General features: G+C 59.3%; 14 protein-coding genes. 12 read left to right on the plus strand and 2 right to left on the minus strand.

Going from position 1 to position 23,813, the window contains the following annotated elements:
• Positions 1–79 precede the first annotated feature (79 nt).
• Both AC5S26_RS02455 and AC5S26_RS02460 read left to right on the plus strand, forming a co-directional pair.
• Entirely contained in the window at positions 80–1,324 is a 1,245-nt protein-coding gene (locus AC5S26_RS02455) for a sensor histidine kinase (protein ID WP_494183262.1), read from the plus strand.
• Entirely contained in the window at positions 1,321–2,685 is a 1,365-nt protein-coding gene (locus AC5S26_RS02460; RefSeq protein WP_494183263.1) for a sigma-54-dependent transcriptional regulator, read from the plus strand. The genes AC5S26_RS02455 and AC5S26_RS02460 overlap by 4 nt, the downstream gene beginning before the upstream one ends.
• Before the next feature lie 54 nt (positions 2,686–2,739).
• Here AC5S26_RS02460 and AC5S26_RS02465 read toward each other — a convergent pair whose 3' ends face one another.
• On the minus strand, positions 2,740–4,677 hold the full coding sequence (locus tag AC5S26_RS02465) for a DUF4962 domain-containing protein (protein WP_494183264.1): 1,938 nt from the start codon (positions 4,675–4,677) through the stop codon (positions 2,740–2,742).
• Between the two features lie 157 nt (positions 4,678–4,834).
• Here AC5S26_RS02465 and AC5S26_RS02470 point away from each other — a divergent pair, with 157 nt between their 5' ends.
• The 10 genes from AC5S26_RS02470 to AC5S26_RS02515 all read left to right on the plus strand — a co-directional run bounded on the left by AC5S26_RS02470 (position 4,835) and on the right by AC5S26_RS02515 (position 19,351).
• Positions 4,835–6,175, plus strand: coding sequence for an MFS transporter (locus AC5S26_RS02470; RefSeq protein ID WP_494183265.1), 1,341 nt, complete (start codon positions 4,835–4,837; stop codon positions 6,173–6,175).
• A 10-nt stretch (positions 6,176–6,185) separates the two neighbouring features.
• Positions 6,186–6,938, plus strand: coding sequence for an SDR family NAD(P)-dependent oxidoreductase (locus AC5S26_RS02475; RefSeq protein WP_494183266.1), 753 nt, complete (start codon positions 6,186–6,188; stop codon positions 6,936–6,938).
• A 21-nt stretch (positions 6,939–6,959) separates the two neighbouring features.
• On the plus strand, positions 6,960–7,199 hold the full coding sequence (locus AC5S26_RS02480; protein ID WP_494183267.1) for a hypothetical protein: 240 nt from the start codon (positions 6,960–6,962) through the stop codon (positions 7,197–7,199).
• A 150-nt stretch (positions 7,200–7,349) separates the two neighbouring features.
• Positions 7,350–9,740: a glycoside hydrolase family 2 TIM barrel-domain containing protein gene (locus tag AC5S26_RS02485; RefSeq protein WP_494183268.1), complete on the plus strand. Its 2,391-nt coding sequence runs from the start codon at positions 7,350–7,352 to the stop codon at positions 9,738–9,740.
• Positions 9,741–9,787: 47 nt separating this feature from the next.
• The gene (gene pabB, locus AC5S26_RS02490) at positions 9,788–11,692 is read left to right on the plus strand and encodes an aminodeoxychorismate synthase component I (RefSeq protein WP_494183269.1); all 1,905 of its coding nucleotides are present in this window, start codon (positions 9,788–9,790) and stop codon (positions 11,690–11,692) included.
• A 100-nt stretch (positions 11,693–11,792) separates the two neighbouring features.
• Positions 11,793–12,821, plus strand: a complete 1,029-nt coding sequence (locus tag AC5S26_RS02495) for a DUF1338 domain-containing protein (RefSeq protein ID WP_494183270.1) — start codon at positions 11,793–11,795, stop codon at positions 12,819–12,821.
• A 101-nt stretch (positions 12,822–12,922) separates the two neighbouring features.
• The gene (locus AC5S26_RS02500) at positions 12,923–15,886 is read left to right on the plus strand and encodes an FAD-binding and (Fe-S)-binding domain-containing protein (protein WP_494183271.1); all 2,964 of its coding nucleotides are present in this window, start codon (positions 12,923–12,925) and stop codon (positions 15,884–15,886) included.
• 205 nt (positions 15,887–16,091) lie between these two features.
• On the plus strand, positions 16,092–16,370 hold the full coding sequence (locus tag AC5S26_RS02505; protein ID WP_494183272.1) for a hypothetical protein: 279 nt from the start codon (positions 16,092–16,094) through the stop codon (positions 16,368–16,370).
• Between the two features lie 62 nt (positions 16,371–16,432).
• Positions 16,433–17,641, plus strand: a complete 1,209-nt coding sequence (locus tag AC5S26_RS02510; protein WP_494183273.1) for an FAD-dependent oxidoreductase — start codon at positions 16,433–16,435, stop codon at positions 17,639–17,641.
• 510 nt (positions 17,642–18,151) lie between these two features.
• Complete coding sequence (locus AC5S26_RS02515) at positions 18,152–19,351, plus strand: BaiN/RdsA family NAD(P)/FAD-dependent oxidoreductase (RefSeq protein WP_494183274.1); 1,200 nt, start codon at positions 18,152–18,154, stop codon at positions 19,349–19,351.
• Between the two features lie 18 nt (positions 19,352–19,369).
• On the opposite strand, the gene AC5S26_RS02520 is transcribed toward AC5S26_RS02515, so the two are convergent.
• A complete protein-coding gene (locus tag AC5S26_RS02520) occupies positions 19,370–23,797 on the minus strand; it encodes a choice-of-anchor D domain-containing protein (RefSeq protein ID WP_494183275.1) in 4,428 nt (1,475 codons plus the stop codon).
• Positions 23,798–23,813: the final 16 nt, after the last annotated feature.

Below are 23,813 nucleotides of genomic sequence, written 5' to 3' on the forward strand. Positions count from 1 at the left end.
CTGCAGGCGCTGATTGTCCCCTATGGGTCAGTCTGCCTCGATTTTCAAAGGCTTACTCAAGATCTGTACCGCCGAGAGGATGGACACCAAATTGCTTTTGTTCTTTCCGATGCATACCTGGTTCTCGTCAACTGTGACGGTGACGCGCCTTCCATCTCTCCTTCGACAGTCCGAGGCGGGTGCATGGGACAATAGAGAGATGGGGCACGCGTCAAGGTCCTTGGAGATCCTGCGGGCACCGCGTCTGAAGGCCGCGGCGATCGCGGCGATGATCGTACTGCTGGCCTTGACAACATGGTTCACCTCCCCACGAGCCATCGCTCTGCATAACGTACTGCATCATTTGAATTTTCTGCCCTTCATGATGGCGGGGATGTTATTTGGCGCGCGGGGAGCCGTGAAGGCTCTGCTCTTCGGAATCGTGATGCAGTCGCCGATCATCATGCGGCACTGGGCGCGCTGGCCCATGGACGCTCAGGATCAGTTGTTGGAACTGGCTATCTTCGGAAGCGCTGGAATCATAGCCGGCCTGCTTGCAGATCGGGAGCGAGTGCAACGCTTGAGGGTGGAGTCCACAAAGAAGGAGCTCGAGGACGTCTACACCGAGTTGCGCGAAAATGTCGAAAAGATGAAGAAGACGGAGCGGCTCTCCGCTGCCGGACAGCTGGCTGCCAGCCTGGCTCACGAGATTCGCAATCCGCTTGCCAGCATCTCAGGCGCAGCAGGAATTTTGAAGCGCGGCAATGCATCTGCGGACAATAAGCAAGAATGCCTTGGGATTCTTGAGAAGGAATCGCAACGGCTCAATAAGCTGCTGACAAACTTCCTCGATTTCGCACGGCCACGGCTGCCGCGATATCAACGCGCCGATCCCTCCGCGTTGGTGCAGTCCGTAACCGTGCTTGCACGCCATGCCGCGCTGCGTCAGCAGGTAGAGATCCTTGATGAGTTACCGCAGCGACTGCCTATGGTCGACTGCGATGCTGAACAGATGAAGCAAGTTCTACTGAACATTGTCCTCAATGCGATCCAGGCAACCCAAGGGGGAGGCCGCGTCATTGTGAAGGCTTTCACAGAGAATGCGACCCTTTGTGTGGAAGTACGGGACGAAGGCTGCGGCATGGCGCCGCAGGAGCTCGACAGAATGTTTGAGCCTTTCTTCACGACGAAAGAAAGCGGGACCGGCCTGGGTCTGGCAGTGGCGGCAAATATCGTCGAGCAGCATGGTGGATTGCTTCGCGCCATCAATAACCGTAACGGAGGGATGACGTTTCGGCTCGAGTTGCCGCTCGAACGCGCGCAGAAGGCGGTCAGCGTCCTATGAGCTCGAAACAGATTCTCGTCGTCGACGACGACAGCAGCCTGCGGAGCGTGATGAAGATGCAGCTGGAAGAAGCGGGCTATGAAGTTACGCTCGCAGCCGACGGCGCCGAAGCGTATGACCTCATCCGCGAGGCGCGTCCGCAGCTCGTCATCAGCGATCTTAAGATGCCAACCAGCGGCCTTGAGCTCATGCGTCGCATCGCCGACGACGACATTCAGCCAACCCTGATTATCGTCACCGCATTTGGCACTGTAGAGACTGCAGTCGAAGCGATGAAACTGGGCGCATACGACTACGTCACCAAGCCGCTGGACTTCGAAGAGCTTGTGCTGGTCGTGCATCGTGCGATGGAGCGACAAAATCTGCTGGAGGAAGTACGCAATCTTCGCTCAGTGCTCGATCAGCGTTATGGCTTTGAAGCGATCGTGGGCCGCGCGAAGAGTCTTCTTCGCGTGCTCGATCAGGCATCACGGGTCGCACAGCGCGACACGACAGTGCTGATCCAGGGAGAGACTGGAACCGGAAAAGAGTTGATGGCTCGCGCGATCCACCAGAACAGCCTCAGAAAGGGCGGCCCGTTCATAACCATCAACTGCGGATCTATTCCGAAGGACCTGGTCGAGGCGGAGTTGTTCGGGTACATGCGCGGAGCTTTCACGGGCGCCCACGCCACAAAGCCAGGAAAGATCGAGCTCGCCGATGGCGGAACACTCTTCCTGGACGAGGTCGGCGAGCTTCCTCTGGATGCGCAGGTGAAGTTGCTTCGTGTTCTGCAACAAGGAGAGATCTCCAAGATCGGCGCGACCGAGGCGCAAAAAGTTGATGTGCGTGTCGTGGCGGCGACACACCGCAATTTGCAGGCGATGATCGAAGACGGAATCTTTCGCGAAGACCTGTACTATCGGCTGGCCGTTGTCCCACTCTTGCTGCCGCCTCTGCGTGAGCGCAGGGAAGACATTCCTGAACTCGTAAAGCATCTGCTCAACAAGGCAAAGGAGCGGCATGGAATCGTCGATGTGGAACTATCGTCTACCGTCGTACAGTACCTCACGCGACATCGATGGCCGGGAAATGTTCGCGAGCTGGAAAATGTGCTGGAGCGGATGCTGGTTCTCAGCTCCTCCAACCTGGTAACCGAAGCCGATCTTCCCGAAGAGATCCGCCGTCTGCCACCGGACAATTCGACGTTCTGGATCGAACTGCCGGAGGAGGGAGTCAGCCTGGAAGCGGTTGAGCGCGAGCTGATTCTACGGGCGTTGGAGCAGGCAAAAGGCAACCAGACCAAGGCCGCCAAGTATCTCGACATCAGCCGCAGAACGCTGATCTATCGCATGGAGAAGTACGGCCTTACTCCGGAATGAGCTGGCTTAAGAGAGTGACTGAGGCGCGCAAGCTTCGCAGGCCTCTTCCGTCCTTTAGAACTTAAGGTTCCAGTCGAACGAAGCCTGCGAAGATGGCTTTGCCGTCTTCACCAGGAGACGCTCTCCACGTTGTTCTAACTTTCCCTTATCTACCGATCCCGGGATCCCCGGCCCCATCACCATGTTTGGCTCGATCTCGGTCTTCCCGTCCTTTGGCTCGAGTATTCTCGCCGTGAGCGACGCAGGCGCGTTGCCGACTGGCTTCAACAGGAAGGTTTTCGCGTCGATCTGCTTGATAGAGGAATCTGCGTGTAAGGCTTCGGTATAGATATGATCGCCCTTCGCCGCAATCGTGTCATGGATCATGATGCCGGCTCTGGGGCGAAGCTCGATGCGCCGGTTGAATCGCGTTAGCCCCAACGAGGAATCGTAGGCCGCGGCTCCTTCTCCCTCGACCACAAAACCCTTCGCCGTAAATTCTGCCTTCGAGAGATGAACTGCGTTGAGGCGGGCATAGTCGTACTTCGCCCACGCATCGTGGCCCACGCCATCGTTGCCCTGACCTTTGTCATCGATGAGCAGCGTACTGTGGTCGATTGTTTTTGGTACACCGGAGTATCCGGAATCCCCTGTGAGATAGGCACCATTTGCCCACACGATAAAGCTGTTGACGTCAGGGTGCGCGTGCCCCTGCTCAAAGTGCCAATCCGGGTACTTGACCTTGAGAGATGCTGCGTCGTGCCCTTCAGCGGGGCCGCATTTAAACGCGACCGCGGTGGCGGTGGCGGACCAGTCGCTGCGCCAGTAGGCCACGTCATGATCGCGGAACCAGTGATAGGTCGGAACGCTCGACATCGGTGCGGGTTTCAGCGAATCGTCACGCCAAGCCAGAGTCCACCACTCCTCCTGACCGGTCTGGCCCATGTCACGCAGCCAATCGGCAACGCCCTGGATCTTTGGATCATGGAAACGCGCGGCGAGATCGTAGAGCAGGTTGTAGTTGCTCTCGAAATGTCCGCCGGGATGACTGCGTTCATAATCATCGCCTTGCTTCGACCGTGTAATCGGGCCTTCGAAGACGTCCCCGAAGTCGAACATCATCTCCCCGCCCGGAGTCACGCTGTTCGCCACATACAAGTGCGCTTGGCGCAGACCAGGCTGATCAAAGAGATCTTCGCCTGTGACATGTTGCTGTGCATCGAGATAGTGAACGATCCATGGTGTAGCAAAGATCCAATATTCAAAACCTTCGAAGTAGTATCCATCCTTCGAGTACGTCGCAAGAACACGGTCATAGATAGCACGCGACAGAGCGGCCCACTTCGCAGCCTCAGGAACTTCACCGTAAAGAGCATAGGCTGCAACGGCAAGACCCGTGACCGGAATAAAGGTATGGTTCTGGCTGAACGCCCAGGTCCGTCCAGGGCGCGGCGCGAAGTACTTGTACATCAGCTCCGCATGATGCGCGATGGCGTCGCGATATCGGATCTGGTCCGCAGACGAAAGATCGTGATACAGCAGGTCGTAGGCCAGCCCCATCGCATACAGCAGATGACCCGCAGCAAGATCCACGTTCGGCTTGCTCCAGCTATACCCCCACACCTCATAGCTCAGTGCCGCATCCATATATTGCTTTGTGGCTGCCAGCACCTTGGGGTCGCGATCCATCTTGTAAGCGAACGCTCCCTCCGCAATCGCGAGTGCAACATCATTCTGGGCGCGCCGCTTCTCTGCGGGCGGTGGAGGTGGGGCACCCTGCAAGACACGCAGATGGGCGATCCGTTGCTGCCACCAGACATGGCGTGGCCCGTGCGCTTTCTCGCGAAGAACGTCCAGTTCAGCCTGTGTGAAATACACCCGCGGATGAATGCCCTCCAACTCCGCCTTCGGGGAAGATCGAAGGGTCTTCATCTCCTGAAGCAGATAGGTTCGCTTACCTCCCGTGTCCTTCGGGCCCAGGGCCTCGTCTGCGCTTTGAGCAAACGCAGGCAAACAGACTCCCATCAAAAGTGCGAGGACTATATTTCGTGGGGAGACGATCCGGCGAGATCGATTTCTGTTTGCGCTGGCTGAATGTGTTATCGTTATCACACGAAAAACGGTACACCACCGGAGGATCGGTAGACAAGTCTGTTTTCGCAAAGAATGGATGCTTCCAGTCAGCAACAAATCGCATGCTGGCGCTCCGGGAACGGGAGCTGCCGGGCCTATACGGGCAAGACGGATCTCTGGTCTGCGCTGGTACATCATTGCCCTCATCTTTGTCGCGACCTGCATTAATTACATTGACCGTAGCAGCATCGGTCTCCTGTTTACCCGCTTCGGTCCCGAGCTCAGCATCTCGCGCGAGCAGTATGGTTGGATCGGAGCGATTCTCCTCTTCGCCTATACGGTCAGCCAAAGCGTCTCGGGCAGATTGTACGATCGCTTCGGTGCGCGGTTGGGATTTACCGTTTCCATCGTCGTCTGGTGCGTGGCAGCCATGGCGCACGCTGCGATCGTCGGATTCGGCAGTTTTGCCGCAGCCTCGTTCTTCCTTGGCCTTGGCGAAGCAGGTAACTGGCCCGGAGCCGCCAAAGTTGTAGCCGAATGGTTTCCGCAGCGCGAGCGCGCCATCGGCATGGCCATCTTCAACGGCGGCGCATCGATGGGTGGCGTGCTCGGACCGCTGCTGGTCGCTGCGCTTCTGGATCCATTAATCGGATGGCGCAGGACCTTTCTCGTCGTTGGATCGTTTGGCTTCTTCTGGTTGATCGCGTGGCTTATCTTCTATCGTCCGGTCAACCGTCATCCCTGGATCACGGAAGAGGAGCGCACCTACATCCTCGACGGCCAACACGAGCCTGCGCGTGAGCCGTCGCCATCCCTGCGGGTCCTTCTGTCCTATCGGCAGACCTGGGCCATCTTGCTGGCGCGGTTTATCGTCGATCCCATCTGGTGGCTGTATATGCTCTGGCTGCCCACCTACCTGAAGGATGTCCATCATCTCTCGCTCAAGGACATCGGAATCTTCCAGTGGGCTCCGTACCTGTGCGCGGCACTCGGAGCGCTCTTTGGTGGATGGGCCGCAGGGCGGTTGATCGCCCGTGGACAGTCGGTGAATCGTGCCCGCAAGATCGTCGTTGGCGTGGCCGCATGCCTGATGCCATTTGGAATTCTCGCGGCGCGATTCCATCGGCCCTATCCGGCGCTTGTCTGCATAGCGATCGTCCTCTTCGGTTTCCAGATGTGGATCTCGAATGTGCAGACGCTGCCGAGCGATCTCTTCCCCAAATCGGCGGTGGGAACCGTGGCCGGGCTGGGAGGAACAGCAGCAGGTATCAGCAGCCTGTTCTTCAATCTCTGCACCGGGTGGATCGTAACCCATCTGGGCTACAGCGCCGTTCTTATCGTCGCCGGTCTGCTCGCCCCCATCGGAGCCTTTCTTCTCTTTGCGCTCGTCGGCGATCTGCGCCGCATCGACATCCCAACCACATCCACTACTCAATAAGGAGAGCATCATGGCAGCAGGTTTCGAGAATCAACTGGCAATCGTCTTTGGAGGCGGACGCGATATTGGAGGGGCAATCGCGGTCGAGCTTGCGCTACGCGGAGCGCATGTGGCCCTCAGCTACAACAGCTCCAACCCAACCAGGATTCTTGATGACATCAAGGCAACTGGCCGCGAAGCGTTCTCTCGCAAGGTTGACGCGCTGGACACCGCTGCAATTCGCAGCTTCGTGAGCGACGCCGCTCAGAATGCAGGCAAGCCTGTATCCGTACTCGTAAATGTAGTGGGGGGCCTTGTGGCGCGAAAGAAGATGGAAGAGATGGACGACGCCTTCTGGGATCACGTCTTCCAGTTGAATGTGCGTTCGATCTTTGCGGCCACGCAGGCTGCGCTCCCGTTGATGAAAGACGGCGCCGCTATCGTGAACGTCTCTTCGCAGGCTGGCCGCGATGGCGGAGGCCCGGGAGGGATTGCATACGGCGGCTCGAAGGGCGCGTTGATGTCGATGACCCGTGGCCTTGCCAAAGAGCTTGGCCCACGCCGCATTCGTGTCAACGCAGTTTGCCCGGGAATGATTGCCACCAAATTTCATGACGACTTCACCAAACCCGAAGTGCGCCAGCGCGTCGCCGGAATGACTCCGCTCGGGCGCGAAGGCAACGCGGAAGAGGTTGCGACGCTGGTTGCGTTTCTTGCCGGCGAGGACGCAGGTTTCGTGAACGGAACCAACGTCGATATCAACGGTGGAACCCTCTTCAGCTGAAAGATTTAGTCGCGAGCTGCAATGAAGCGAATCCTTCTTCTAGGTTTGATCGCAACGCTGCGGGGCCTGGCACAGACTCCGCAGCCCGATCTCAAGCACCCGCCGGTGAATCCCGAGTTCATTGCTCTGCCGAATGCGCAGGCGGACAGCGCAATCATCGAGCACAAAAACATTACGTATCTCCATGCCAGCGGTGCGGACCTGCAGCTGGATTTATATCAGCAGCGTCGCGGCGATCTTCGACTTCTACGGAATCACTGATACGTCGCCGCTTCTCGCGACGGGAGCGACCCTGAAGAAATCAGACCTTCTCCCACATCCGCAGCCCAGATAGCCGCTACCGCCAGACTTGTGACAAATTGTTTGAATGTACTTAGGATGCTTCTAGGATTTTGGAGCACCCAAACATTTATGGACCGTCGCGACTTCCTCAAAACCACTGGAACCCTTCTTGCCGCCACGGCTCTTCCTGGAGCCAAGACCCTTGCTGAAGAAGGGGATGGTGACCGTGCGGTCCTCTCGCTCAATCGCGGCTGGAAATATCACGCTGGCCGCATAGCCGATGCGCACGATCCTGACTTCAACGATGCGTCCTTCGAACGCATCGTAATTCCGCACACGAACATTCGTCTTCCCTGGCATAGCTTTGACGACAAGGAGTACGAGTTCGTCTCCACGTACCGGCGTCGCTTCCGCACGCCTGTTTCAGCCAAAGGGAAACGAGTCTTCCTCGACTTCGAGGGAGCGATGACCGCCTCGACGGTTTGGATCAACGGAACCTCGCTTGGTGAATACAAGGGTGGCTACACACCGTTCTCATTCGATCTGACGCCGCACCTGAAAGCCGCTGGAGAAAACGTCCTCACCGTCTATGTCGACTCCTCCGAGCGCGCCGACATTCCACCGTTTGGCAACGAGATCGACTATCTTACCTTCGGCGGAATCTATCGTGAGGTCTCGCTGCGCATCGTCCCTCAGACATATGTCGATAACATCTTTGCGCGAGCAAAGAATGTTCTCACCGGCGCACCGAGCCTCGAGGTCGATTGCTTTCTGGGCGGTTCAAGCGCTTCCGGTCTCTCACTCGAGGTTGAGCTTCGCGACGGCGATCGCGTCGTCTCCAAAAACTCCAGCCCGGTCTCGCATTCCACCGGGTCGGATCCGAACGCAACAGCGAACCCAATTACTTCCGCACCAGTCCATGCCAGTACTCAGACAGCCGATGATCCCGCCCGCCACACCGTTACACTCGACCGGCTTGAAGGAATCACACTTTGGGACCTTACGAGTCCGAAGCTTTATACCGTCCATGTTCGACTTCTGTCTGCGGGTCGCCTTATGGATTCCGATACGCGCCGCATCGGTTTTCGCGAAGCCACCTACACTCCCGGCGGCTTCTCGCTCAACGGCAAGATCGTCAAACTTCGTGGCCTCGACCGCCATCAGACGTTTCCCTTCGTCGGCCAGGCGATGCCTGCCCGTGCACAGCGTCGCGATGCCGATATTCTTCGCCACAACCTGCACTGCAACATCGTCCGTACCTCGCACTATCCGCAGTCGCGCCATTTCCTTGATCGCTGCGACGAGATCGGCCTGCTCGTACTCGAAGAGATTCCCGGCTGGCAGCACATCGGTGACGAACCCTGGAAGTTGATCTCCATCGACAATGTGGGCCGCATGATCCGGCGCGACTGGAATCACCCGTCCATCATCCTCTGGGGCGTGCGCATTAATGAATCTCCGGATGACCACGACTTCTACGCTCGTACCAACAAACTCGCGCACCTGCTCGATCCCACGCGGCAGACCGGGGGCATCCGCAACTTCGAAAAATCAGAGCTGCTGGAGGATGTCTTTACCATCAACGACTTCGGCTTCCCGCTCAGGAAGCCGAATCACCCGCGTTATCTCAACACCGAATTCGTCGGTCACACCTTCCCCACCAAGACCACTGACGATGACGAGCGCCAGCGCGAGCATACACTGCGTCACGCACGCATCCACAACCAGATTGCCTCGGACCCGCAGTATGCAGGCGGCATTGGCTGGTGCGCCTTCGACTACAACACACATGCAAACTTCGGTGCTGGTGACCGTATCTGCTATCACGGCGTTACGGACATCTTCCGGGAACCCAAAGCAGCCGCGGGGTTCTACAAATCGCAGTGCGACCCCTCGGAAGAGATCGTCCTCGAGCCTGCCTTCCACTGGGCCAACAGCGACGAGTCCACCAACTTCACCAAGGCCGTCGTCTGCTCCAACTGCGACCACCTGAAGTTCTATCTGCGTGCCGTCGGCGACGACAAAGCCCCGTGGGACCTCATCGCCGAACTCGACCCTGACCGCACCGAGTTTCAGTACCTCACCTACGGCCCTTTCATCCTAGATCGAGATAGCCTCAAGCGCCACGACTGGGGCGATCTGCGCATCGACGGCTACATCCAGGGCAAGCAGGTCATCTCGAAGACGATGTCCGGCAGTGGGGCCGATCGAAAGTTCACGCTAGTACCTGACGACACCACGCTCGTCGCCGACGGAGCCGACACCACGCGCATCGTCCTACGCGTCACCGATGAGTTCGGAAACATTCGCACCTACGCCAACGATCCCATCACCTTCAAACTCGAAGGCCCCGCAGAGTTGATCGGTGACAATCCTTTCTCGCTTATCGGAGGCACAGGAGCCGTATGGATCCGTGCCGGCGAACATCCCGGCACGGTGCGCCTGGTGGCCAAGCATCCGCGCCTCGGTTCAGAGGACGTCTCCATCACGCTGACGTCCTCGACTCCAGAGACGGTTTAAGCTCGCGTATTCGCGCGGCGCAGACATGAAACAATCAAAGGCAATTCATGTCTGCGTGGACTCAGCTTCCGGAATACCTTCGAACGCTCGCGGCTGGCTCGCCCGATGCTGTGCTGCTCGAGACGTCTCGCTTCGATGAACAGAACCGCCTCAGCTATCTCTTCCTGAATCCTGTGGAGGTCATCTCGGCAAATGCCGCCGACGAGCTTCACGCGCTCTTTCAGTGGATCGAATCCTGTCGCCGACGCGGTCTTCACCTTGCAGGCTACTTCGCGTATGAGTGCGGATATCTCCTCGAATCCAGGTCCCGCCACAACTCTTACGCTGCTCCCTCCACTGGCGACTTACTGCCGCTGGCATGGCTTGGCGCCTATGCGGAGCCCTTCGTCTTCGACCATGCAGAGGGCGTCTTCCGCGGTCCCACACCTCCCGGCGCTCCATCTGTCCTGACCCCGGATAGCTTCGTCACTGAGGTTTCCCTCGATATCCCGCAGGACGATTACTCGCAGAAGATCCATGCCATCCAGCGATACATCGAGGCTGGGGATACCTATCAGGTCAACTTCACCGACTCGGTCACCGTGTCTACATCTCACGGTGCCGCAGCTTCCTTTGCGGTGCTCTCAAGAACGCAGCCGGTCGCTTACAGCGCCTTGCTGAGCGTCTTCGGCCACCACATCCTCTCCCTGTCGCCAGAGCTCTTCTTCAGGATTCGCAACGGCAGCATCGTCACCCGTCCCATGAAAGGCACCATGTCTCGCGGTCTGGACCTCGCAGAAGACGAGCGACAGATGGCGCTCCTGCAGGCTGACGAAAAGAACCGCAGCGAACATGTCATGATTGTCGACCTGCTGCGAAACGATCTCGGAAGAATCTGCCGCGATGGCTCCGTGCACACCGATCCTTTATTCGCCGTCGAACGCTACAGAACTCTGTTGCAGATGACCTCGACGATCTCGGGCAAGCTTCGACCGAACCTCACCTTCGAAGAGATCTTCCATGCGCTCTTTCCCTCCGGCTCCATCACCGGTGCGCCGAAGATCCGCACCATGCAGATCATTCAGGAGCTTGAGCGCCAGCCTCGCGGCGTTTACACAGGAGCGATCGGTCACATCGCGCCCTCCGGCGATGCAACGTTCAACGTTGCCATTCGAACGCTCGTCCTGCGCGATGGAGTCGCGAGGATGGGAGTTGGCGGGGGAATCGTCGCCGACTCCGAAGCCGCGTCGGAGTATCGCGAGTGCCAGCTCAAGGCCTCATTCCTCACTCGCGCAGCACCACAGTTCCAGCTCATTGAGACCATGCTCTTCGACGGCAGCGGCATGCCGTTTCTGCCGCTGCATCTCGATCGCCTCGCCTCTTCGGCAGCCTACTTCGACTTTGCCTTCGACCGGAGCGCCATTGAATCCCGTATCGAGGAGCTGATAGCCTTACGTCTCGTCGGTCAGCAGTTCCGACTCCGCCTTCTCCTCTCCACAAACGGCGAGGTCACCCTCACTCACACGGCCATCACACAGGACTCTTCTCCATGGACTGTCCGGATATCGCCCCATCGTGTGAAGACAGACGATATCTTGTTGCGCCACAAGACCACCCAACGAGAACTCTACGACCGTGAATACGCCAGGGCCCGTCAGGACGGCTTCGACGAAGCCCTCTTCCTCAATGAGAAGGAAGAACTCGCCGAAGGAGCAATCAGCACACTCTTCGTAAAGCTTGAGGGGAGGCTCGTTACTCCGCCTCTCGCATCGGGAGTGCTGCCCGGCGTCTTCCGCCGCCATATTCTCGCGACCGACCCCGGTGCCGGCGAACGCCCTCTTGGCCTCGACGACCTCCGTCATGCCGAGGCCGTGTTTCTCGGAAACTCCGTCCGAGGGCTTCGTCCTATCGCTCGCATCGAGATGGCAGATTCCCGGGACGCGCCCATCCTGTTCGTAAGCAAGACAACCTGACACTGAATCGCCACGGAGGATTACCATCTACAGTGTCCTGCTTCGCGAGGGATGGATCGTTCGTGTACGCGAGGTAGCCCTGAACACAGGAGCCAGACCCATGAAATCTGAGACCGGCGTTTTACATCAGCTTCTTGAACTCAGCATCGGACCCGTCCGTACCAGCCGACTCTTCGGCGCCCTGGTCATTCATCCAGATTTAGTCGCCGACGCCGGACCTCGTGTCTCCCGCGCCGTCCTTGCTCAGGCGCTCAATATGCTTCTGTTTGAAGATCTCCTCGAGCGTGTTCCTGCCGCCGGGGAGTACGTTCAACGCAACCTCGGTCAGAATCGCACTGTGATGCACGATCACGGTGCCGTCCGCACCGTAGGGCTAGAAGGCATGGGAGCGCTTCCCGCAGGACAGGAGGCCATCACCCGCATCCTGCGTCCGCTGGGATATGCGCTCCATGGTGTCTATCCGCTCGAGCGGCTCCGTATGACTGGCCGTTCCCACGCGCAGGCCGATTACCCTGAAGACATCGCGCAGTTCTTCATCAGCGAGCTCCATCCCGAGCGTTTCTCGCCCGACTTCCAGTCTGCCGTCGCGCGTGTGACGTCAACCTCGATCGATCCTCTCACTCCCGAGGCCCTACAACTTCTGAAGCAACTCGAAACCGACGGTTCTCTCTCCCTCGAGGACTCGCAGAAACTCCTTCCCGTTCTTGTCTCTGTCTTCCAGCGCCAGCACGCCGAGCCCGCACTCGCTGACTATGAGGCGCTCCTCGCCGAATCGCCCGAGATGGCCTGGATCTCTACTGAGGGCAACGCCTTCAACCACGCCACCGACCGCGTCCCCGATGTCGATCAACTCACCGTCGAGTTGAAGGCGCTCCACCAACCCATCAAAGATGTCGTCGAAAAATCGCAGTCTGGCCGCGTGCGTCAGACCGCCTTCCTTGCTACCCGGGTTCAGCGTAACTTTCGCGCGGCGGACGGAAGCATCGTCGCCAAAGAGGTTCCAGGCTCCTTCTACGAATTCATCACGCGTCTTCGCATGCCAGAAGAGAACGGCAAGAGCCCGCTCGATCTCAGCTTCGACAGCTCGAACGCACAGGCTATCTTTAAGATGACCGCGAATTCAAAGTAAAAAGAAACTGCGAAAACAAGTAGGAAAAGCCGTGAAATTCAAGGCGAATCGCACCTGCCAACGCCAGTAACGATACGAAAAAACGAAAGAGTACAGATCCGTTGTCCACTACGACCCCAGCAACCTCCTCTCCCTTTGTTCTGTTGCCCAGTTCGCATGCTCGCGCTCACGAAACCTTTGCTGCCGCCTCCGAGCTGGAACAAGCCCTCAGGCAGAAGGTTCGCGGCGAGGTCCGCTTCGACCAGGCTTCTCGCGCTCTCTACGCCACGGACGCCTCGAACTACCGGCACATCCCCATCGGTCTTGTCATACCTCTCGATGAGGACGATGTCATCGCGACAGTAGCCGTCTGCCGCCAATTCAACGCGCCTGTCCTTTCGCGCGGCGGCGGAACCTCGCTCGCAGGCCAGGGAACCAACGCTGCTGTCGTCCTCGACTTTTCGAAGTACATGAACAAGATGGGCCCGGTCGATCCCGTCACCCGCACCGTGCGCGTTCAGCCCGGCATCGTGCTGGATCGTGTTCGCGAGGCCGCCGAAAAGTTCGCTCTCACCTACGCTCCCGATCCCGCTACCCACAGCCGCTGCACCATCGGCGGAATGATCGGCAACAACTCCTGCGGGATCCATGCGCTGATGGGCGGCAAGACAGTGGACAACATCCACTCCCTCGACATTCTGCTCTACGACGGGACCCGCCTTACCGTCGGAGCCACGCCCGAACGCGAGATCGCCGGCCACATCCAGGCCGGCGGCCGCATCGGCGGCATCTACTCCTCGCTCAAGATCCTCCGCGACACCTACGGCAACCTCGTCCGGCAGAAGTTCCCCAACATTCCCCGCCGCGTCTCCGGCTACAACCTCGACGAGCTGCTTCCCGAAAACAACTTCAATATCGCCCGCTCGCTCGTCGGCAGCGAAGGCACCTGCGCCGTCATCCTGGGCGCAACGCTCAATCTCGTCGAATCGCCACAATTTCGCACCCTCGTCGGTATCGGCTTTGAAGACGTCTTTATCGCCGCGGACCACGTACCGCTCGTCCTCACTCATAAACCCATCGGCCTCGAGGGCATGGACGGTCTTCTGCTCGACTCGCTTCGCAACAAGCAGAAAGCCCTCAACGATATTCCACTGCTCCCCGAGGGCCGAGGCTTCCTCCTCGTTGAGTTCGGCGGAAATACGCAACAAGAAGCCGACGACCGCGCCCGAGCACTCGCCCTCTCGCTCGAGGCGATCACCCAGGCCCGCATCTACACCAACGAGCAGGCGCACCGAGTCTGGGCCATCCGTGAATCCGGCCTCGGAGCCACCGCCTTCGTTCCCGGTCAACGCACCGGCTGGGAAGGCTGGGAAGACGCCGCCGTCGATCCCACCCAGCTCGGCTCCTACCTCCGCGCTATCTACGCGCTCATGCAGCAGTACGGTTACTTCAGCCCCATGTACGGCCACTTCGGCCAAGGCTGCGTCCACATGCGCCTCAGCTTCGATCTCCAGACCGAAAAGGGTATCCTCGACTTCCGCGAGTTCATGGAGAAGGCCGCCGACATCGCTCTAGCCCACGGCGGCTCGCTCTCCGGCGAACACGGCGACGGCCAGGCTCGCGGCGTCCTGCTTCCCAAGATGTTTGGCCCCGAGCTGATGAGCGCCTTCCGCACCTTCAAGAGCATCTGGGACCCGGACAACAAACTCAATCCCCACAAGCTCATCGACGCGCACGAGATTCACGAAGACCTCCGCCTTGGCGCCGACTACAAGCCCTGGGAGCCCAAAACCCACTTCTCCTTCGCCGCCGACCAGGGCTCCTTCACTGGCGCAACCCTGCGCTGTGTTGGCGTGGGCGCCTGTCGCAAAACCGACGCTGGAACCATGTGCCCCAGCTACATGGCAACCGGAGAAGAGCAACACTCCACTCGTGGCCGCGCCCATCTCTTGTGGGAGCTGATGCAGCGCGAGGTCCTTCCCGACGACTGGGCGAATGAGCAGGTCCGCGAATCGCTCGATCTCTGCCTCTCCTGCAAGGCCTGCAAGAGCGAGTGTCCCGTCTCCGTCGACATGGCCACCTACAAGGCCGAGTTCCTCTCCCACCACTATGAGCATCATTCGCGCCCGCTCGCGCACTACGCCTTCGGCCGTATCGACCGCTGGGCCCGCCTTGCCTCCATCGCTCCGGGCCTGGTCAACGCGATCAACAACGCACCCGGAATCTCTTCGCTTATCAAGTCGGTGCTGCACATTCATCCCAGCCGAAACTTCCCCCGCTTCTCGCGGCCCTTCACTCCCGACCGCCGCCTCGCCCGCGACCCTCGACGCCGCAAGGATCGCCGCAATCCCTTACCGGCCGATGCTCCCCAGGTCTTCCTCTGGGCCGATACCTTCAACAACTATTTCCATCCCGCCACCATGCGTGCCGCCCATCAAGTTCTCACCGAGGCAGGCTTCCGGGTCTCGCTGCCCAACCGCCATCTCTGCTGCGGCCGTCCGCTCTACGACTTCGGCATGCTCGACACCGCCAAGAAGTACCTTGAGAAGATCCTCGATGCTCTTACTGCAGAGATCGAAGCCGGAACCCCCATCGTCGTGCTCGAGCCCAGCTGCGCCTCAGTCTTTCGCGACGAGCTTGTGAACCTCTTCCCCAACGATCCACGTGCTGCGAAACTCCGCTCCCTCGTCCACCTCCTCAGCGAGTTCCTCGTAAAGCACGCCCCGCACTACCAGCCGCCGAAGATCGACGGCAAGATTGTTGTGCACGGCCACTGCCACCACAAGGCCATGACCGGCATCGGCGAGCGCGGAATGTCCGACGAGCTCCAGCTTCTCCGCGCCACGGGTGCCGAGGTCCAGGCGCTCGATTCGGGCTGCTGCGGTATGGCCGGACCCTTCGGCTTCGAAGACGACAAGTACGAGATCTCGCAGAAACTAGGTGAGCGCGTCCTTCTACCCGCCGTCCGTAACAACCCGCAGGCCATCATCGTCTCCGACGGCTTCAGCTGCTGCGAACAGATCACCCAGAACACCAACGCCCGCCCTAGGCACCTCGCGGAAGTCTTGGCTCAAACAAAGGAATAATATGGCCCGCGACTGTCAGAGCAATCTTCAACCGAAAAGAACTGGAGATTCGTTTGCAAATACTGGCCGAAGTCTTGCACTGGTAACAGAAGGCCCCTAACCGAATTACGCTGAATCACGATAGTTACTCAATATGACACGATTCGAAGTTCTTGCTAATGGTGTTCTCGTAGGGTATTCCGAGCTTGAGTCTGGAGATCCGCCGATGGGGGTTGCTGTCGGAAGGTTTTTGCCAAACGAAGCATACGATGCTATTCAACCATTGGTGGTCGTCAGACGAGATAGTTCACAGGCACACCTGAACCTTGCTGTTCGTCTTTCCGATGGAACTGAGCTTCGTGCACAGGGTGGTGTTTTAATCCGCGACTACTCTGCGGAGCTCGGCGCTGAATCGCTCGAAGTTGAGGTTCTGGGTATTGGATACCCACTGTACGAAGAATTGTTTCCGGATCATGTGGCGCGCTACCGCTCTCGATTCGCTTAGGTGAGCCGATTGACCCTCCCTATTACGGGGAGTATCATCCCTCGGCAAAGGCAGGTCAGTCTATGCCGACCCACGATTACGACATGATCGTAGCGGGTGGTGGACTGGGAGGCTCCGCGCTGGCCAAAGTGATGGCCGATGCTGGCGCCCGAGTCCTGGTTCTCGAGCAGGAGACGCACTTCAAAGATCGCGTCCGCGGCGAATTCCTGCAACCCTGGGGAGTCTCTGAAGCGAAGCGGCTTGCCCTTGAGGACACGCTCGGAACTTGCGGTTGTTGGTGCCCCCTCCTGGAGATGGGTTTAGGCCAACCTCGCGACCTCGCAGCCACGACCCCGCAGGCCGTGCCTGCCCTCGGCTTCAGCCATCCCGAGATGCAGGAAGCCTTGCTCCAGGCCGCAACTGCGGCAGGCGCTCACGTCCGCCGGGGAGGTACTGTCCTCGCCATCCACCCCGGCAAGCACCCGCGCGTAGAGTTTCGAGACTCGAGAGGCACTGAGACGCTCTCGGCGAGAATCGTTGTCGCATCGGATGGGCGTAATTCAGCCGCTCGCAAGTGGACGGGATTCACCGTGACACGCCAACCCCATCCTTTTCTGTTTGCAGGCGTGTTGCTCACTGGTTTGGCGATGCCCCGCGATCTGGCCCATTTTCTTTTCAACCCCGCGACGGCTACCGTAGTCGGTGTCCTCTACGAAGGCGAGGATCGCTTTCGAGCCTACCTGGCCTATCCAGCTCAGGAACCGGAACGTCTGCAGGGCCAACAGGCTCTGCCACGATTTATCGACTACTCGCGACGAACCACACCCTTTCCCGGTTTCTATGATGGCTCTCTTCGCTGCATCGGCCCACTTGCATCTTTTCCCTGCGATGAAGACTGGGTCGAGCATCCTTACTCCACCGGCGTCGCCCTCATTGGGGATGCCGCCGCCACCACCGATCCGACCTACGGACAGGGAATGTCCCTGACACTGCGTGACGTGCGGACGCTCATTGAAGCTCTCCTCGGCAATAATGACTGGGACAGCGCCGGCCATGACTATGCCGCCGAACACCAACGTTACTTTTCCGTGATCCACACCTCCTGCGAATGGCTGAGACAGATCTTTCAGGAGCAGGGCCCGGAGGCTGACCGGCGACGCGCCACCGCTATGCCACTGATCCAGGAGGACCCCAGCAGGGTTCCAGATCACATCATCAGCGGACCCGATCTACCGATCGACGAAGGCGTGCGTGCGCGATTCTTCGGCGAGCCCGATCCAAAAGCCCGTTAGGTGGGATAAAAAGCGAAGGGCGATCTCTCTTGCGAGAAACCGCCCTTTCTTTCCGATTTTCGAAGATCTGATTCGGGACCAGATCACAACGTGATGTTATCTCGAACTTGTCCAGAAGTTGCGAGCCTAAGCCTGCATTTTCCGTCCGCCTCCGTTACAACACTCGCCGTAAGAACTTCCTTGGCCTATCGCAGGACATCCGGTTTCCCTTCCGCCCTTTTGAGTTCCGTTGCCGGTCCTCTTCGATAACCCTTGTTTGCTCTCTCCTTCTGGAAGATCACTCTTCCGGTGAAATGAATAGTACTCCGGAAGCCGCGCGGATCAAGGACTTTCGAAGGCTTTTTTTGCTGTGGAAATAGAGGCTTGCGGTGGAAAATGTGGAAAAGCTTTTTGCCACGCTTATGACCCCACTCGGTTATCTCCGAACTTAATCGAGACCCGCTGTAACTTGCCAGAATTGTTTCGCACGGCAAGACCGTGTGGATTGATAGCATCGAAGCTGAGGAAATTGTGGATAACGTCGATGTCGTCGTTCTGGGAGCAGGCGCAGCCGGGCTGATGTGCGCCATTGAAGCGGGTCGACGCGGTCGCCGGGTCGTCGTTCTCGATCACGCGGAACGCATCGGCAAGAAGATTCTGATCTCCGGCGGAGGACGCTGTAACTTCACCAACCTTCATTGCCGCCCGGAAAGCTTCCTCTCATCCAATCCACACTTCGCAAAATCTGCGTTGGCCCGCTTCACTCCGGCAGACATTCTTGCGTTGGTGGAAAAGCACGGAATCCGCTATCACGAGAAGACACTCGGTCAGCTTTTCTGCGATCGCTCTGCGCAGGAGATCGTCTCCATGCTGGAGCGCGAGTGCGTCGATGCCCGTGTGCGCATTCTCACCGGCATAAAGATCACGAACGTCACTCCACCGGGTAATTCCGGCGAGGCAATCAACCAGCGCTTTACCGTCGATACTTCGACGGGAGCCTTCCGCGCTATTTCGGTCGTCGTCGCTACAGGTGGCCTCTCCATCCCGAAGATGGGAGCTACAAGCCTCGGCTATGAGATCGCCGAACAGTTCGGCGTTGCCATCGTTCCGTGCCGTCCAGCATTGGTGCCTTTCGTCTTCAGCCCCGAAGATCGAGAATCCTGGTGCGATCTCTCGGGTCTTTCCACCGAAGTGATTGCGGCTGCTTCAGGCACAAAGCGGCCAGTCCGATTTCGCGCGAAGATGCTGATCACCCATCGCGGGCTCAGCGGCCCGGCTATCCTTCAGGCATCTTCGTACTGGCAGCCGGGTCAACCGGTCGAGCTGGACCTCGCGCCGGAAGTCAGCGTCTTTGCATCTCTGCACGCTCACAACGGCCGCCGCGATCCTTCCACAGCAATCGCAGCTTTACGATCCGTCTTCCCGGCACGTCTCGCGGAGCGGTGGCTCGCGGTTCATCCGCCAACGGGCTGGAGCAACGTGGCGCTGGAACAGTACGAACGCGATCTGCACGCCTGGCGCGTCATTCCCGCGGGAACAGAGGGCTATGCAAAGGCCGAGGTCACCGCGGGCGGTGTCGATACGGGCGAGCTCGATGCGAAGACGATGGAGAGCCGCAAGGTTCCGGGTCTCTACTTTATCGGAGAGGTAGTGGATGTTACGGGCTGGCTTGGAGGCTATAACTTCCAATGGGCCTGGGCATCCGGTGCGAGCGCGGGAAGAGCGGCGTAATTTCAAGAGCGGGAGCAGTTACTGAACGACCAGCGTAAGGTTCACGCTTCGTACAAGCCCTGCGCTGGCAGCCGTGACCACAATGTTGTAGCTTCCTGTGGGAGTCACGGCACCCGGGGTACCGCCACCTGAACCCGGCCCTCCATTCGACGGAATCAGCCTGCCCGAACCGCACCCACCCGCGACAATCAAAACGCACAGAAGGGCCACAGCGGCAAGACGTCGACGACGAATCGTGAACAACCCTGCAGGAAGTAATAGAACAGCCCAGAGATATCGATTCGGCCGAGCGAGGGTGGAGAGATTGGGAACACCGGTCAATACGGTGACCGACACCGTAGCCGCATTGCCGTCCAGCGAAAGGTTGGATGGGGTGATGTTGCAGGTCGAATTGACCGGGGCGCCCGAGCAGGTGAGACTCACCTTTGCGCCCGACACCGCGGGCCCTGAGGTAAAGAGCAGTGGAAAGACGGCATTCTGGCCGCTGGAAGTCGTGACCGACGCGGGACCGTTCGGCGTCAATGCAAACTCGACGCCTGGACCGGTCAAAGGCAAGGTCTGCGGCGAATTGATTGCGCTGTCGGCAATGGTCAGACTACCCCGCCGCGTTCCTCCGGCTAAAGGCTTGAAGACCACCTGCATCGTGCACGCTGCGCCTACAGCCAGCGTATCCGTGCAGGTGTTGCTGCCGGGCACGATGGCGAAGTCGCCGTTCAGAGCGATGGTCGCGATAGAAAGCGGAAGGCCGCCATTGTTCGTGAGAGTCACCGCCTGCGGCACGGAGCTAAGCCCGACGCCGGTCGCGGGAAAGCTCATCCCGAACAGCGGCGACAGAGAAACTCCAGGCGGAGCTACCCCCATGCCGGTCAGGGGCACACTCTGCGATCGATACTGATCTGAGATGGTCAGGGAACCTGTGGCCGAGCCAAGGATGGTTGGCTGAAAGATCACCCCGATCGTGCAGGTGGAGTGGCCTGCGAGCGAATTGCCACAGGAGTTCACCGCGATGAAATCCCCACTTGTCTGCGCCGAAATCAGCGTAAGCGCGGCATCGCCTGCATTGGTCAGCAGCACGCGCTGAAGTGGGCTTGACGTGCCAAGCGGCTGCGTTGCGAACGACAGGCTCGCGGGCGCCATCGAGTCGGTAGCGGGAAGAACTCCTCGTCCGCTTAGCGAAGCTGTCAACGGATCTCCATCGTGGGAGATGGTGAGGCTACCGGTTCGCGCGCCGGATGCTGTGGGAGTAAAGGCAATACCAAGGGTGCATCCGGTGTTAGCCTTCAAGGCCGCTCCGCAGGTGTTCGCGGAGATATGGAAGTCGCCGTTGATGGCGGGAGCCTCAAGTGCGACCTGCGCGCCGCCAGTATTCGAGACGGTGATGTTCTGCGCAGCGCTGGTCGTGTTTACATCGATTGCGCCAAAGTTGGCAAACAGTGGTGTGAGAACAACCGCGCCTCCAGGCGTGGCCGAGCCGGTCAACGAAACTGTCGCCTGCCCTCCCGCAACATTGCCAAAGAGGGTCATCGTTGCGCTGCGACTTCCGATTGCCGCAGGAGCGAAGCTGACTTGGAGCGCACAACTTTGGCCCGCGGCGATGGGGACGCCGACGCAATCATCCGTCTCGAAGAACTCTGCTTGTGGTCCCAGAGGAAGCTGCGCCAGGCTGATATCCACTCTGCTGATGGTCAGGGGAGCATTACCGGTGTTCGTCACCGCGATAGGTTTGGAGACGCTTGGCGTTCCCACGGCCTGATCGGTGAAGGCCAATACCGTGGGATTCAACGAAATCGCCGGCTGCGCCGGAAGGGATGCAGTCAACAGCGGAATCTGCCATATCCCGCGCCCGTAGGTCGCTGCACGCAGCTCTCCCGTACGACCATCTCCCATAGTCATCCCCTGGGCCACGGCAAGCTGTGTGATTGGAGCGTTCGGCAGGCCCTCTCCGTAGAGGCTCCAGCAGTTGGCCGTTGGGCATGTGGTCACCTGGGTGGTCGCATAGACACCGCCATCCATCGCAACGTAGACGGTGTTGGCATCGTTCGGATCGACGACGACGCTGTTGGCCGGCATGTCAGGAAGGTTGCGCGTGATATTGGTCCAGTGGGCTCCGGCATCGGTCGAGCGATATACATGCGCTACGTGAAAACCCATGATCGTCGCATAGACAGTGCTCCCGGTAGGATCATGGGGATCCACTGCGATCGAAGAGATGTCATAGCCATTGGGGTTGAACGGAGTTGTATTCGCATTCGTGACCGGCGAAGCGCTTACATCGCTCCACGCGCTGACGTTGGTTCCGGTCTGCGACGCCTGGGTGACGAAGAGATGTCCCTTTGCGTTAGCGCCGCCGAGAGTTCCGGCAATTCCGGCGTAGATAACCTGCGAGCCCGAGTGTTGCGCGTCGGGAGTACTTAACACCGGGCCTCCCGCTGCAAGCGAACGCACCATCGCGTTGGTGGTAGCACAGGTGCTGCTTTGTGGACCGGCCAGCATCCTGCTGATCACGTTGTTCCCCGACCACAGCGATCCGTCCGCTGCTGTGCCGCGCCACGCCCGGCACGTGCCGAGGATGATATTTGACGAAAGAGCGGGATCAAGAAGCCATGGAGTATGGATGAGCGAAGGGTCGTTTGCGGTCTGCAAGGGACCGATCGTCGGCGGTCCGCTGAAATCCGACGAGGCACAACTTCCGCCTTTGGCACAACTGCGAATACTGACTCCCGCTGCAGTCGAGATGTACCAGAGATCGGGATTAGCCGGATCGATCGCAACAGTGCCGCCTTCGCCTGCAGCAAGCTGGTTCCACGCACCTGTTCCGGTCGACGTAGCCGCTGTTGTGGCTGCAGTGCCGCTTGCCCCCATCCCGGCGATCAGCGTTGCCGGATCGGTGGGGTGCTGGGCCACGCTCACTACCTGGGCCAGCGAGCCGAGACCGCCGTTGAGATTTTCAAAGTGCACCGCGTCATCAGGCGAACACGGGGCGCCCTGCTGGTTTACACCGTCGGTCGATCGCCACAAGCCTCCATCGTTGCCAAGGAACAGGACGGGGGAGCCAGTGGTGGCACGGACCGACAGCGCATGCTGCGCGGGTGCGACCTTCGCGGGAGCACCGCATGCGTTCAGCGCGTTGGTAGTGTTGCGCATGGTCGCGCAACCGGATGAGAGCGAACAACGGTAGAGGTCTACCGTACCGGCAAAGAGCAACGTGTCTGCGCCGGAGGCAACAGCAGCGAGCGAAAGATTGTAGTCACCCTGCAGAACCACGGTGCTTCCGTCACTCAATTCAAGTGAGCTCCCGCCAACCTGCTGCGAAAAGGAAACAGGGTTCGCGCAGACTGTGCCCGTGCGTGCACATACATCGCGCCACAGGCCCTGATCGTGTTTGTCGGAGCCTACGGTGAGGGCATACATATCGCCGCTGGATGGCTCTACTGTAAGTGCGCCGCGAAAGAGAGGGCAGCTGGCATTACCGACCTGGTTGGGATTGGTGGGACATGCTGCGGTCGTCAGGCCAGCGCCGGGCTGTTGCGCCAGGCGCGTCCACGTGATGCCATCGACAGACTCGTAGTAGCCGTGGAAGCGCAGAGCGGCATAGAAGCGCCTGCGCACGGGGTTCCAGACCACCGCGGTTGCCGCATTGCCTCCGCTGGAATTTGCACCTGTGGCCAGAGGCCGCTGCACGATCTGGGCTCCGTCCATCACGGTGCTCATGTGCCAGGTGACGCCCTCGTCGGTCGAGTAGTAAAGGCCCATTACGCTTTCAGCTGGATCGGCAGCGCCTGTAAGAGTCCCCTCTGCCGCCTGAGAGAGCGCTGCCACTATCGTGCCCGGGGTGGCTGTACTCCACGCAAAACCAGCGAAGCTCAGACCGGTGAACAGATAATTCTGATTCGGGGAGTCCTTTGAGGTATTGATGAGAGTCCACGTCAGACCGCCGTCTGCTGAGCGCAGTAGACCCCCGCCGTAGAACGAATCGGTAAGATCGTTATTCGGGTCACCAGTGCCTGCTAGCACCAGCGAGCCTTGAACACTGAGAGCTCCGATGCTCAAGGATGGAATCGCGGCGCTCCCCGCGTTGCCGCTGAAGACCGGCAGGGTATCGGTAAGGGGAGCAAAGGTAACGGCCGAGGCTGGACCTGCCGCGTTGCCCGACTTCCATACGCCGCCTCCTGTCGTACCGACATACACGGTATTGCCCGTCAAATCCGTGGAATCCATTGCGATGGCAGTCACTCGACCGGTCACTTTGCCGTACGCAGCAGTCATCACCTGCTCCGGTCCGAGCGGTTGCCATGTTGCGTCCAGGCCATTCGTCTGTGGGGAGACCTGTGAATTTGCCTGAGCTATACCCAGAGTAAAGAACAAAGTCGCCCGTACAGCCGCACGTGCAAATCGCCCTGGCCGCTGCAGGCACACTTCGAGTTTTGTCGACTTTTTGGACCCCATGGCTGCTAGCTGCTCA

The organism is Edaphobacter sp. FHG110511_03 (genome assembly GCF_059115365.1).